The organism is Staphylococcus sp. FSL W8-1268 (genome assembly GCF_038003965.1).
GTDB lineage: Bacteria > Bacillota > Bacilli > Staphylococcales > Staphylococcaceae > Staphylococcus > Staphylococcus hominis.
The window spans coordinates 1308237-1322336 of sequence record NZ_JBBOQE010000001.1; the positions used below are offsets into that span (position 1 = coordinate 1308237).

General features: G+C 31.1%; 14 protein-coding genes. 8 read left to right on the plus strand and 6 right to left on the minus strand.

The features are described 5' to 3' along the window. The first annotated feature begins 11 nt into the window (after positions 1-11). The 6 genes from odhB to brnQ3 all read left to right on the plus strand — a co-directional run bounded on the left by odhB (position 12) and on the right by brnQ3 (position 7247). Positions 12-1319, plus strand: coding sequence for a 2-oxoglutarate dehydrogenase complex dihydrolipoyllysine-residue succinyltransferase (gene odhB / locus NST64_RS06720; protein ID WP_107632318.1), 1308 nt, complete (start codon positions 12-14; stop codon positions 1317-1319). Positions 1320-1914: 595 nt separating this feature from the next. Next, complete coding sequence (locus NST64_RS06725) at positions 1915-2724, plus strand: lactoylglutathione lyase (protein ID WP_049437764.1); 810 nt, start codon at positions 1915-1917, stop codon at positions 2722-2724. Positions 2725-2758: 34 nt separating this feature from the next. Then, positions 2759-2962 (plus strand): DUF6501 family protein, encoded by a 204-nt coding sequence (locus tag NST64_RS06730; protein WP_037554552.1) that lies wholly within the window; start codon positions 2759-2761, stop codon positions 2960-2962. A gap of 118 nt (positions 2963-3080) precedes the next feature. Continuing rightward, the gene (locus NST64_RS06735) at positions 3081-3872 is read left to right on the plus strand and encodes an ATP-binding protein (RefSeq protein ID WP_002488526.1); all 792 of its coding nucleotides are present in this window, start codon (positions 3081-3083) and stop codon (positions 3870-3872) included. A 12-nt stretch (positions 3873-3884) separates the two neighbouring features. Then, the gene (locus NST64_RS06740; RefSeq protein ID WP_107632319.1) at positions 3885-5774 is read left to right on the plus strand and encodes a vWA domain-containing protein; all 1890 of its coding nucleotides are present in this window, start codon (positions 3885-3887) and stop codon (positions 5772-5774) included. 129 nt (positions 5775-5903) lie between these two features. After that, positions 5904-7247 (plus strand): branched-chain amino acid-like transporter carrier protein BrnQ3, encoded by a 1344-nt coding sequence (gene brnQ3, locus NST64_RS06745; protein ID WP_107632320.1) that lies wholly within the window; start codon positions 5904-5906, stop codon positions 7245-7247. A gap of 56 nt (positions 7248-7303) precedes the next feature. On the opposite strand, the gene NST64_RS06750 is transcribed toward brnQ3, so the two are convergent. Genes NST64_RS06750 through NST64_RS06760 form a run of 3 tightly spaced genes read right to left on the minus strand, consistent with a single transcriptional unit; the run spans position 7304 to position 9395 of the window. Continuing rightward, the gene (locus tag NST64_RS06750) at positions 7304-8443 is read right to left on the minus strand and encodes a toxic anion resistance protein (protein ID WP_064207478.1); all 1140 of its coding nucleotides are present in this window, start codon (positions 8441-8443) and stop codon (positions 7304-7306) included. Between the two features lie 38 nt (positions 8444-8481). Then, positions 8482-9105: a 5-bromo-4-chloroindolyl phosphate hydrolysis family protein gene (locus tag NST64_RS06755; protein WP_002455349.1), complete on the minus strand. Its 624-nt coding sequence runs from the start codon at positions 9103-9105 to the stop codon at positions 8482-8484. Positions 9106-9122: 17 nt separating this feature from the next. Next, a complete protein-coding gene (locus tag NST64_RS06760; RefSeq protein ID WP_064207480.1) occupies positions 9123-9395 on the minus strand; it encodes an acylphosphatase in 273 nt (90 codons plus the stop codon). Between the two features lie 167 nt (positions 9396-9562). Here NST64_RS06760 and msaA point away from each other — a divergent pair, with 167 nt between their 5' ends. Together msaA and cspA are read left to right on the plus strand one after the other, a co-directional pair. Continuing rightward, on the plus strand, positions 9563-9871 hold the full coding sequence (msaA, locus tag NST64_RS06765) for a regulatory protein MsaA (RefSeq protein WP_002449871.1): 309 nt from the start codon (positions 9563-9565) through the stop codon (positions 9869-9871). Positions 9872-10076: 205 nt separating this feature from the next. Beyond that, entirely contained in the window at positions 10077-10277 is a 201-nt protein-coding gene (gene cspA, locus NST64_RS06770; RefSeq protein ID WP_001831260.1) for a cold shock protein CspA, read from the plus strand. A 317-nt stretch (positions 10278-10594) separates the two neighbouring features. Here the strand turns inward: cspA and lysA are convergent, their stop codons facing one another. Genes lysA through NST64_RS06785 form a run of 3 tightly spaced genes read right to left on the minus strand, consistent with a single transcriptional unit; the run spans position 10595 to position 14093 of the window. Further along, positions 10595-11860, minus strand: a complete 1266-nt coding sequence (gene lysA / locus NST64_RS06775; RefSeq protein ID WP_070443629.1) for a diaminopimelate decarboxylase — start codon at positions 11858-11860, stop codon at positions 10595-10597. A 1-nt stretch (position 11861) separates the two neighbouring features. Further along, positions 11862-12935, minus strand: a complete 1074-nt coding sequence (locus tag NST64_RS06780; RefSeq protein WP_002455352.1) for an alanine racemase — start codon at positions 12933-12935, stop codon at positions 11862-11864. 6 nt (positions 12936-12941) lie between these two features. Further along, entirely contained in the window at positions 12942-14093 is a 1152-nt protein-coding gene (locus NST64_RS06785; RefSeq protein WP_002449799.1) for an amidohydrolase, read from the minus strand. Positions 14094-14100: the final 7 nt, after the last annotated feature.

Here is a 14100-nt window from a genome sequence, read left to right on the forward strand (position 1 = left end):
GGGGAAATATAATGGCAGAGGTAAAAGTTCCAGAATTAGCAGAATCAATTACAGAAGGTACAGTTGCAGAGTGGCTAAAAAACATAGGGGATAATGTTGAAAAAGGAGAAGCTATTCTTGAATTAGAAACTGACAAAGTGAATGTTGAAGTTGTATCTGAAGAAGATGGTATACTTCAAGAACAACTTGCATCTGAAGGCGACACTGTAGAAGTGGGCCAAGCTATTGCAATTGTCAGTGAAGGTAAAGGTAGTACAAGTAGTTCAAGCGAATCACAAAATAACGATTCAAATTCTGAAAATGAAAACACAAAAACAGATTCTGCAGAAACTAATTATTCAACACCACGCACTTCTACTGAAGCACAAGGTAGCGATACAAGTTCAAATGACGACTCAGAATCAATCAATAATAAAAGAGTGAATGCAACACCATCAGCACGTCGTCATGCTCGTAAAAATGGTATTGATTTAAATGAAGTAGCTGGAAAAGGTAGCGATGTGATAAGAAAAGAAGATGTTGATAATAGTCAAAAACCAAGTCAATCTAATCAAAATACTCAACCTAATTCACAACAAGAAACATCTAAAAAATCAACTGCTAATACGCCTAATAAACCAGTGATCCGTGAAAAAATGTCTAGAAGAAAGAAAACAGCTGCAAAAAAATTATTAGAAGTATCTAATAATACCGCAATGCTCACAACATTTAATGAAGTTGATATGACAAATGTAATGGAATTAAGAAAACGTAAAAAAGAACAATTTATTAAAGATCATGACGGCACTAAATTAGGATTTATGTCATTCTTTACTAAGGCAGCAGTAGCAGCACTCAAAAAATATCCAGAAGTTAATGCTGAAATTGATGGAGACGATATGATTACTAAACAATACTATGATATTGGTATTGCTGTTTCAACAGATGATGGATTATTAGTACCATTCGTTAGAGATTGTGATAAGAAAAACTTTGCTGAACTAGAAAAATCAATTGCAGATTTAGCAGTAAAAGCACGTGATAAAAAACTTGGATTAGATGATATGGTAAATGGTTCATTTACCATCACTAATGGTGGTGTATTTGGTTCTATGATGAGTACACCAATTATTAATGGTAATCAAGCTGCTATCTTAGGTATGCATTCAATTATTACTCGTCCAATTGCTATTGATAAAGATACAATCGAGAACAGACCAATGATGTATATTGCATTAAGCTATGACCATAGAATTATCGATGGCAAAGAAGCAGTTGGATTCTTAAAAACAATTAAAGAGCTTATCGAGAGTCCAGAAGACTTATTATTAGAATCTTAATTTCGTTTATTAAAGAGCTAAATATATTGAAACCTTAATCAAAAATTGATAAAGAGTAGAATAAGTTCATAATGAATTTATTCTACTCTTTTTATGTTTTAGTTATATTATTAGTATTAAAAAAATTGAGAATATAAAAAATAACAGAGAAGCGCATCCCTCATTATCCATTTATGACTTTTCCAAAGCAGATGCTAATATGTATAAAAATGATAAATTAAGTATTATATTTGGACAAAAAACAGCAAATATTTTTAAGGATATTCCAAACGAATTCATAAAAAAATAATAGTCATTAAAGCTACAATAATTTAAAAACGAACTTTATATAATTTTTTAATTTTATTTTCAAACAGTTAAATAACCTATGACATACCCCCCTACCTATATAAAACAAAGTAGGGGAGGGGTATAATGTATATATTATCTTATATATATTTTATTTATTATACACACTTTAATCATTTATAATATTTTTATTTACGTATATTTTATAATAAAAAACAATACTCTTATTTAAGAGTTCAACATATTATTCATATATAAAATACGTTATAATGTTTAAGAAAAGATATATAAATGGGAGTGTCGATGAATGAGTGGACTAAGAAGTGTTACGATTGGAACAAGTGATCTCTCAAAAACACAGAATTTATTTCATAATATTTTAGGTCTTAATGTTGCAACAAAAAGACAGGCATTACGTTTTGGCGATGCTGAATTAAATCCTGGTACAAGACTTCACTTTGTAGAAGTTCCTAATCCTAATTATAGAAATGTACATATATCAAGCGTGGGATTAAGAACACCATCGAATGCTGGTTTAGAAGAATACCAACAAATATTAGAAAAAAATAATATTCAATTTAGTTCAATCACTGAATTAAACGGTAATCAGCACTTTAATTTTAAAGATGATAATCATCAAATTTTTGATATCTATTCTAATGAATTAAATGTTGGCGTTGGATTAGGGACACCCACATTTGAAAGTGCTGTTAATCCTCTTCATCAAATTCAAGGATTGGGACCAGTAATTATTAAAGTAAACGAATTATTGGTTACAACTTCTATCTTTAAAAATGTATTTAATTTAACGCATTATGCTGAATACGAATCTACTGAATTTCCTGATCAAACTGTCCAGGTATTTAAAATCGGAGATGGTGGACTTGGTGGAGAAATTCATTTATATCAATCTAATGAACAAGTTGAATTAAAAGAAGAAGGAATTGTGGAACAAATTGAATTCAGTACAAATTCAACTGAAGACTTTGAACATGCACAAAAAGAACTGGATGAAATAGGTATTCCTTATCAAATATTAAATCAAGGTGATGCTCAATCGTTACGCATTACTGAAGGTAGCGGCATCTCTTTCATATATACTTTAGAAAAAAATTAATATAAATCATTTTATTGGAGGATTTAAAATGGGAATGTTACATGAAGATTGGAAATCACGCACACCAATTAAACAAGTGATGGTAGTTAACACTGATGCAAAAAAATTCACAGTATCAGATATGCTTACTATTGGAAAACAATATGATGTCATCAATGAAACTGAAGAATATTATCAAATCATTGATAACTCTGATCTAGTAGGTGGTTATTACAAAGATTATTTTAAAGAAGTTTAAATACATTCAATTTCTAAAAAGATAACGATTAAATTAAGACTCAGAGTGATGTGCCAATATCTATACATTTATACACGCTCTTGGTCTATTTTTTCATCTTATAAAGGAGAATATTAAAATGCCAAATAATCATTATATCAATTCAGATCAATCTGTATTCAATGATGCAAAAGCATTGTTTAATTTAAATAAAAATATTTTATTAAAAGGCCCTACAGGCTCTGGTAAAACACGATTAGCTGAAACTTTAAGTGAAGTGGTCCAAACGCCGATGCATCAAGTTAACTGTTCTGTTGATTTAGACGCAGAGAGCTTATTAGGTTTTAAAACAATAAAAACAAATGAACAAGGTCAACAAGAAATTATTTTTATTGACGGCCCAGTTATAAAAGCCATGCGAGAAGGTCATATCTTATATATTGATGAAATCAATATGGCTAAACCTGAAACATTACCTATTTTAAATGGTGTATTAGACTATAGACGTCAGTTAACCAATCCTTTTACTGGAGAAGTAATTAAAGCAGCCCCTGGTTTCAATGTAATTGCTGCGATAAATGAAGGCTATGTTGGGACATTACCAATGAATGAAGCATTAAAAAACCGCTTTATTGTCATACAAGTTGATTACATTGGAGGAGACATTCTTAAAGATGTCATTAAACAACAAAGCCAACTTCAAGATGATGATATAATTAAAAAAATCATTAAATTTAATGAAGACTTACGTACAATGTCAAAACAAGGACAAATTTCAGAAGAAGCAGCTAGTATTCGTGCGTTAATTGACTTAAGTGACTTAATTACAGTTATGCCAATAGAGAGAGCAATTAAGCGTACAATTATCGATAAACTTGAAGATGAACGCGAACAGCAAGCCATCAGAAATGCAATCGAACTAAACTTTTAGAGAGGGATTATTATGAGTGATCGTTTTATAAAATTTAATGATGAGCAGCTAGATGCTAAGCAAGTCATGATGTTACAAGATTTAGCGCGCTTACTACTGAAAAACGAACAAACTAAAGTAAAAATTCAAAAGTTCCCTTATTATGATCCTATTAATAATACTTTAATTACAAGTTGGTTTTGGTCTCATCGTCCAAAAGATATTGAAAGTGCAGGGTTAAAAACAGATGTTATGCTCGCTGCATATGGTTATAAAATGATGGACGAAGCTATCGTAAATGAAGTCCTTCATGATAATGAATTTAGCCATCCCAAATTTTATCATCAACTCTTTAGATTGCTAGAAGATATGCGCGTTTTTAATTTTATTAAAGTGGATCGGCCTAGCACTGCTAAACAAATTGATTTAAGAGTGAAAACTCGATTATCTTATACGGAATCACAAATTAAATTCTATAAAACAAAAACGGTATATACAGATTTACTTTTCTTATATTTAGAGCGAGCATTTTTAAGTCAAAACTTCTTTGATATACCCACGATACATCCACAATTAGATGACATATTAAATCATATGTTTCAATATTTACCTGATTTTTTCCAAAATGAATCATCTGAAGATAATATGTATCTTGCACAACGTATCATGTTCCAAATCGATGAAATGTTATCACATGATATGTTAAATGAATATTATCATCTTCCTAGAAAAGTATATGAAGCTATTCATGAAATGTCTTATGAGGATATTAAACGTATGGATGCAAGTAACGTTGATGGGCAAGATAATACAAATCAAGAAACTGACACTACATCAGCCGAAGCTGAAACAAACGCTCAAGATAGTAAATCTGAAGGTGGCGCTTATCTTGAAATGGAATTACATGAAGGTGAAAATAGTGACGTCATGAGTGATAACGACACTGCACGTGAAGGTGATTCAACTGATGATATGACAGATATGATGACGAAAAAAGGACGTGGCTCTAATCATTCACTTGATCGTGACGAAGGCGGTTCTATAGGTTCTAATCCATCATTTGCTTTACGTGGTATTAATGAAAATGTCGAAATAGAATGGAAAGTGCCTGATATAGGGCCAGAGTATATTTCAAGCTACCAACAAGTTAAAAATGAAGTACAATTTGAAACTAAAGATTTAATTCAGATTATAAAGAAAACCATCGATAGAGAACACGTGGACGAACGTCATAATTTGACTAAAGGTCGTCTTCAACGTGATTTAACCAATTGGTTTATTGATGATCAATATAAATTATTTTATAAAAAACAAGACCTTAGTAAAACATTCGATGCGACTTTTACATTACTGATTGATGTATCTGCTAGTATGTTCGATAAAATGGAAGAAACGATTAAAGGCGTCGTATTATTTCATGAAACATTAAAAGCACTCAACGTTAAACATGAGATACTTGCTTTTAATGAAGATGCTTTTGACTCTGATGATCGAAAACAACCTAATATCATTGATGAAATCGTTCATTACGATCGCTCCATCATAGAAAAAAGTGGACCACGCATTATGTCATTACATCCTCAAGATGATAATAGAGATGGCGTAGCTATACGAATTGCAAGTGAACGTTTATTAAGAAGAAGTCATCAACAACGTTTCTTAATTATCTTTTCAGATGGGGAACCTTCAGCATATAACTATGCTCAAGACGGCATTTTAGATACGTATGAAGCTGTGGAAATGGCACGTAAATTTGGAATCGAAGTATTTAATGTCTTTTTAAGCCAAGATCCTATTACTGAAGATATTGAAGAAACCATTCATAATATTTATGGACAATTTGCATTATTTGTAGAAGGTGTTGAAAATTTACCGAGTCACTTATCACCATTGCTAAAAAAATTGTTATTAAAATCTTTTTAATCATAATCAATAATTAAACTGTATATTGATTTATAATATTCAAATTTTTGTGACATACATAGACTTGTAAATTCTTTTTGTGCTAGAATGTTAAATATTGCAAACATATACATAAAAAGGAGCAAGTCTATGAATAAACATACTTGGATTATCGGCTTTACGCTATTTGCTATGTTTTTTGGCGCAGGTAATCTAATTTTTCCTCCTAATTTAGGACAAGAAAGTGGTGCCTATTTCTGGCCAGCAATTTTAGCTTTTTGTTTAACTGGAATAGGCTTACCATTACTTGGAGTAGTCGTTGGGGCACTTGATAAACAAGGATATATTGGTGCCTTTAATAAACTGTCACCGAGATTTTCAGTTGTCTTTCTAATTATTATTTATTTAACCATTGGACCTCTATTTGCTATACCACGTACTGCATCTACGTCTTTTGAAATGACTATTACACCCATTACTCATTCAAATAGTAATATGTCTTTATTCATTTTTACACTTATTTATTTTATTATTGTTTTATATTTATGTATTAATCCCGGTAAAATAGTAGATCGAATTGGATCTTTATTAACTCCTTTATTATTAATTACAATTTTGGCTATGATCATTAAAGGATTTGTAGACTATAAGGGACCCGGTTCATCTCATGGAAATCCAGAAACATATTCTTCAAATATAGAAAGTTTTTCCCATGGCTTTATTGAAGGGTATTTAACAATGGATGCAATTGCAGCAATTGCATTTTCAATGATTGTGGTTAATGCCATTAAAGCAACAGGAGTTAAACACACCAATCAAATATTTAAACAAACAGTTATAGCTGGGTTTATTGCCGCCTTAGCATTAATTTTTATATATGTTTCTTTAGGGTATATTGGTAATCATATGGGAATAAGTCAAAATACGATTACAACTCTAATGGCTAAAAATCAAAATATAGGAACTTATTTACTTACTACAATGGCTACAAATGGCTTTGGTGTTCTAGGCAAATACTTACTAGGTATCATTGTTGCTTTAGCTTGTTTAACTACAGCTTGTGGACTTATTGTATCTGTGAGTCAATACTTTAATAGTATATTTCCAAAAATTAGTTATAAGGTATATGTTATAGGTTTTACAATTATCAGTTTTATATTGGCTAATTTAGGATTAAATTCTGTTATAAACATGTCTGTTCCTGTATTAAGTATTATTTATCCTGTAGCTATTACTATGATTATTTTAATCTTACTTGCGCGTTTTATTCCAACTAAACCTATTGCGCAACAAATACCTATTATCATTGTTAGTCTTGTTTCAATTGTAAGTACAATAAATACGTTAGGTTTAATAAAATTAAATGTTATAAATCATTTACCTCTTAAGCAATATTCTTTAGAATGGTTACCTATAGCTATCATTTCAATCATAATAGGGTATATCGTATCTAAGTTTATAAATCAATCGTATATTGTTTATCAAAAGGAATAGATATACTAAACACCGGTTACTTCTTTAAATGAGAGCAATCGGTGTTTTAATTTTATCTATTCTTTTTTCATAGTAAGTAAATGTTCTTTTAACTCATTCTCGAGTTGTGATAATTCTCTTTCAGCTTGTTGACGTTTTTGACGTCCATTATATTGAATTTGCAGTGTTTGTTCAATCGTTTCAATGATGTCATTTTGAGTCGCTTTAAGCGTTTCAATATCTACGATACCACGTTCATTTTCAGTAGCCGTTTCAATTGCATTTTGTTTTAACATGGCTGCATTTCGAGTAAGCAAGTCATTTGTGGTATCAGTAACTGCACGCTGAGCTGTTACTGCATTTTTTTGTCTCATTAAAGTGAGAGCAATAGCCATCTGATTTTTCCATAAAGGAATACTTGTGAGAATAGAACTTTGAATTTTTTCGGCTAATGCTTGATTCACATTTTGAATCATGCGAATTTGCGGTGCTGTTTGAATTGCTATTTGACGTGATAATTGTAAGTCATAAATTTTTTTATCTAATCGATCAACAAATTGCTCCATATCAGCGACACTTTGAATATCCATTTGATTACCAGATTGTTCTGCATGTTGACGCAATTTAGGCAATTCATTAGCATTTATGTCTTGTTTTTTACGCTGTGCAGCAGCAATATATAGAGAAACATCATCAAAATATACTTTATTTTGTTCATAAAGATGGTCGAGTAACTGAATGTCTTTAGTTAAATTTCCTTTATGCTTATCCAATTGAATGGTGATTCTATCAACTTGTGAACTTACAGATTGCATTCTAGAGAATACTTCATTTATTGAAGCTTTTGTTCGTCTAAATAAACGTTTAAGTTTAGATTGATTGTCTTGATTCAAGTCATCAGGATTAACTTCTCTTAACTTTGACATTAATTGATTTAAAGTATCACCAATAGGACCCACATCTTTCGATTGAACTTCATCTAACATTTGATGTGAAAATTGAGACATGTTCTGCTGTAGATGTGTCCCAAAAGATAATAGGCCTTCACTATCTAATGGTTTGATTTGTTGACTAATTGAATCAATTTTTTTTAAATCTTGTTCGTTAAATTGTTGTTCAAAGTCTTGCTTAACATTTTGAGTTGAAACATCATGCGGTTGATGTTCTATATAATCATCTAATGGATGTGAGTTAATAAATTGGTCTTTTTGATTCATTTAAAAATTCTCTCCATTCTTATCTTAACTTTAAATTATTATTTTTTATATCGTTTTTGTTGTAACCGATTAAGTTCCATTTCAATATCTAAACGCTCATAATCATCTTCATTAAGTCTTTTTAAATCTGCAATAAGTGTACGTTTCACTTCATCTAAAGTAATACGTGTTTGCTCTAATTTTTGCTTTTCTTTATCAGATTTTTTTGGCATTTTAGATAAACGGGTATATGCATCAATTAAATTTAGTGCATTATCTATATGCGAATAAAAGAAACTCTCTACCTTGAAGAATGATGAAGGTCTCTGTTTAACAGCATAATGAATAGACTTAGAAATTTTATAAATATCATTAATTTGACGAAAATCTTTAATCGTTCTGATATTAATATATGATTTTAAAATATTACGAATTTTATTATGTGATTGATTGAGTTGCTGATTAACAAAACGATAGTCTCTACGTGATAATCCAATTTCATTTAAATATTTTTTGGATGTCAATCTTTGAGTAGGAAAATAAGATACAAAAAACATTCCAATACCTATTAGGGCATCAAGTATAAAGGATAGATCAAATCCAAATACACTTGTCACCCATGAGATAATAGCTATTGGAATTCCTACTAAAACACCCAGAAGTCGAGAAAGGTTATATCTCAATATTCATCTTCCTTTATTTAATAAATCGTTTTAAATTCTGAGTATCTATTTGTTACGTCTAAATCTTCAATACTATAATCAGAAACTGAAGATGCAGGAGAAGCACCAGCAATCACTTTATCAATAAATGATTTTATTTGTTCCTCGTCACCTTGAGCATATATATCTACATAATCCTCAACATTTTGAACAGTCCCAAATATACCAAGTTTTTTTGCAATTAATTCAGTATGATGACGGAACCCTACACCTTGGACAGTTCCAAATACTTGTATATGTTTACGTTGCATCATTATCACCTCTACATTATATTATACGTATTTTTCCTACAAAAAACTAATAATTAATATACATATCATCTCTATCTCAATTAAAAGAACGAAGTCTTTAAGCTTGAATTCGTCTAAAAAAAAGTTACAATATTTATTAGAGTTTTAATTTGAGAGGGGACTTAGTCATGTGGACAGTTGCAAAGATTCGTGCTGACTACGAGGGATGGTGGTTATTTAGCGACTGGACAGAAAAAATCGTAGAACAACATCATTATAGTAACTATGAAGAAATGTTAAAAGATTATCAATCAATTATTAAAAAAAGTAAAAAATATTATAATAATTATGTTATTGGGAAATATAATATTTATGCATTTTATAATAATTGTGATTTAAATTTTTGTGAAGATTGTGATGAAGATTTACAAATATTTTATAGTTTTATTGTTTTAAATAATAAAGAAGTTTATTATAATCTACCAAAAATTAATTAAAAGAGAATTTTCTATAATTGTATTGCAATTTAGTTCAAACTAACATATAATAGTTACCAAGCAATAGTTTTATTCCATATTGCAAAGAATATCTGTAATATTGATTGATAGCATTTTGTTATTTATACATATTTATAACACGTATTTTTTGTAATATGCGAATAATGCATATTGAATGAATTTTAGTCTTGGAGGTTTCACAATTATGAAACAAGGTACAGTTAAATGGTTTAACGCTGAAAAAGGTTTTGGCTTCATCGAAGTTGAAGGAGAAAACGACGTATTCGTACACTTCTCAGCAATTAACCAAGAAGGTTATAAATCATTAGAAGAAGGTCAATCAGTTGAGTTTGAAGTAGTTGAAGGCGATCGCGGTCCTCAAGCTGCAAACGTTGTTAAACTATAATTTATAGATTGCAAAAATTGACTTTAGTAACACCTTACCAAGATGTAGGGTGTTTTTTATATATAATTGAGGCTGGGACATAATCCCAGAAAAATAGCCAGTAAATGAGTTTTAAAAAACTCATTTACTGGCTTCTTTATTTATGATACTTTCTGTTATTGGATCATTTTCTTAAAGAACAGCTTCATCCTGTTCCTTCAAGTATTTCGCCAACATACTTTATCTTCAATTAAAACAATTCTTGATATCTGAATTCAATGAATTCAAATATCATCATGGTGCAACATTAACGGGTAAGTATAAACTTTTTCGTTATTTTATTTTGTATCATTAATTATTAATTGACGTAATGATTGACGTTTAATAACTTCACGTGCTTTTCCATCTTTTAAGAAGAAAACAGGTGGTTTTTGCATTTGATTATAATTAGATGCCATAGAGTAATGGTATGCGCCAGTAGATAAAATGGCTAAATAATCTCCACGTTTTACAGAAGAAGGTAACATAGCATCTCGGATAATAATGTCTCCAGATTCACATAACTTTCCGGCAATAGTTACCGTTTCGTCTGCCTCCTCATGACGATTTACAAGTAATGCTTGATATTTTGCTCCATATAAAGCAGTTCTAATATGATCACTCATACCACCATCAATAGAAACATATTTATTTACTTCAGGAATGTCTTTAATTATTCCAACTTCATATAAAGTAATGCCCGCTTCGCCAACAATTGAACGTCCTGGTTCAATACCAATTTCAGGAACGTCGTAGTTTAATTTTTCTGATTCAGATTTAATCGCATCTGTAATTTCAGCAATACCTTCTTCAATAGGGAAGCTCACATCACCTTCGACATATTTAATACCAAAACCACCACCTAAGTTAAGTAATTCAACTTGGATATGATGCTCATTAAGCCAATTTAAAACAATTTTAGCTGTTTCAATCATAGCTTCAGTACCCTCAATTTGTGATCCTACATGGAAATGTATTCCTTTTAAATGAAGATGCTTTGATGCTTTGACTTTTTCAACTGCTTGAATTGCAAGACCATGGCGAATTGAAAGACCAAATTTACTATCTTCTTGACCAGTTTGAATAAATTCATGGGTATGGGCCTCTACTCCAGGATTCACACGAATGACAACATTAACTGTATCACTTGCATAGCGATCGATTAATTCAATTTCTTCTAAAGAATCAATAACAAAGTAGCCAACGCCACTTTCTAAAGCATATTGTATTTCACGTTTCGTTTTATTATTGCCATGGAAGTGGATGCGACTAGGATCAAATTTAGCCTCTAATGCTGTATAAAGCTCACCTTCAGATACGACATCTAATTGTAAGTTTTCTTCTTGAACTAACTTTACCATTTGAATGCAAGTAAAGGCTTTAGAAGCATATGAAATATTGTATTTTAATCCACTTTTTTGAAAAGCATTATGAAATCGACGCATTTGATTGCGAATTTCATCTTCATCATAAACAATGGTAGGCGTACCAAAACTTTGAGCTAGTGTTTTCAAACTTGTACCCGCCATTGTTAATTCACCGTAATCATTATATTTAACTGACATTTTATCTAAACTCCTTTATAAGAGAATCATGATTCATCGCACTAAGTTGTTCTGAATTAGCGCCAACACCTTTGAATGTGTATTCATCAATGCGTATATCATTATTATATAGTATCACTTCATCTTGTGCATGAACATCATCATCGACTTCAACAAACATGTGACTCATCATTAATGCTCGAATAGGGTAACGTTTACCATTAATTAATGCTTCGTGTGTTGCACGTTTTTTTAAAATACCATCACCATAGCCAATATCAACAACTGCAAGATGTGTATGATCATGCATTGCTTCAAATGCAAAACTATAACCACAATAATCACCTTTATTTACTTCACGAACTTGAATTACATTTCCTTTTACGGTTAAGGCTTGTTCAATCTCATGTTCATCTAATTTGCTATATGGTCTTGAACCATATAAAGCGATACCTACACGTGCATGTGTATGATAGGGAAGAAGTTGTTGTCCTTCGCGATAATAACTCGCACTGTTTTGCGCATGGATAAGTTCAAATTGGTATCCTTCATTTAATAATGTATTAACGACGTTTAACCATGCTTCCCGTTCAATCCCATACTCTGGAACATCAAATTCATCTGCATACCCAAAATGCGTCCATAGGCCAACGATATTCATTTTACTTCCATTATCATTTTCATGATGATGAAGTACTTCTTTAATTTCATCAAGATTTTTGAAACCTGAACGATGGAGTAAATTTTCAAATTCTAAGTGAACATTAATATCTTTTAATTCACTTTTGTACTGATAATAATATTCTAAAGAGGGAAGCGTCATTTGAATATTATTATTTCGAACTGTATCAAAGTCATAAACTGCATTCATTAAAAAGATTGTGGCATGAGGCGCAAGTTTACGAACTCTCACTGCTTCTTTTAAGGAAGTAGTACTAAATGTATGGATACCCGCTTCTAAAAATGTTCTTACTGCAAACTCTAATCCATAATGATAAGCATTATTTTTTACAACTGCCATTATTGATTGATTATTCTTTACTTTAGTTGCATTTCTTAAAAATATTTTTGAATCAACTGACCAAACTGCTGTCAATTTAATTTACTCCTTTCCATAATGGTTCAATATTTGTTCATAGTAATTGGCAACATCAATAAGCACTTTTTCGTCAAAATTTAAATGCGATGTATGTAAGCCTGTGATAAAGCCTTTATCTTCATTTCGAGTTCCTACAAAAGCAAAGTAAGACGGTGCTAATTGTTGGCCATAAAAACTAAAGTCTTCGCCGAATAAAAATGGCAGAGGCTTTTCAATAACTTCTAAATTAGCAGATAGAATAGATTTTTCAACGGTATGACGTAGTTTAGGACTATTCATTGTAGCAGGATATCCTTCTTCAAATTTGACTTCACAATCAACATTGAATAATAATTTCACACTTTTTGCAATTTTATTCATTTGATTTTTCACAATATTTAAATCAGTGGCATCATAAGTACGAATAGTTCCTTCTAAATAACCGTTACTAGGCACCGTGTTAATTGCTTCGCCTGCATTAAAGTGGCCCATATGAACAATATTACGTTTTAGTCCATTTAAATGATATTGCTGTATTTGACCAACTTGATTTAAAACATGAATCAGTGCTTCGCCACATGAATGACCTTGCTCTTTATCAGCTACATGACTAGATAATCCTTTTAGGAAAAAACGATATTCAGTGGCACTTGCTGTAATTTCTTCATCGCGTATCACGACTTGTCCTTCCTCAGCGAAAGGATTGACATGAATGCCAAATACTGCTTCAATAGGATATTGATTAAAAGCACCTGCTTTAATTAAGCGATTTGCGCCTCCGCCTGTTTCTTCAGCTGGTTGGAAGATAAACACGACATTATGAGGTAATTGATGTTGATCAGCCATCACCTTACATCGTTTAACAAATAACATCAATGCTGTTGTATGACCATCGTGACCACAAGCATGCATCACATTATCTGTTTGACTACGATAATCGACATTATTTTCTTCAAAAATGGGTAGGGCGTCAATGTCTGCCCGAAATGCAATTGTATGGTCACTATTACCTTCTAAATATGCAATAGCACCCGTTTCAAGAGGTTGTTCGTAAGGTACATTTAATTCATCTAGAAATCGAGTAATATATTGAGTTGTCTCAAATTCGTGAAGACTTAATTCTGGATGTTGATGTAAATGTCTTCTATGTTGTGTGACAAATTCTAATTCGCTCATCTTAATC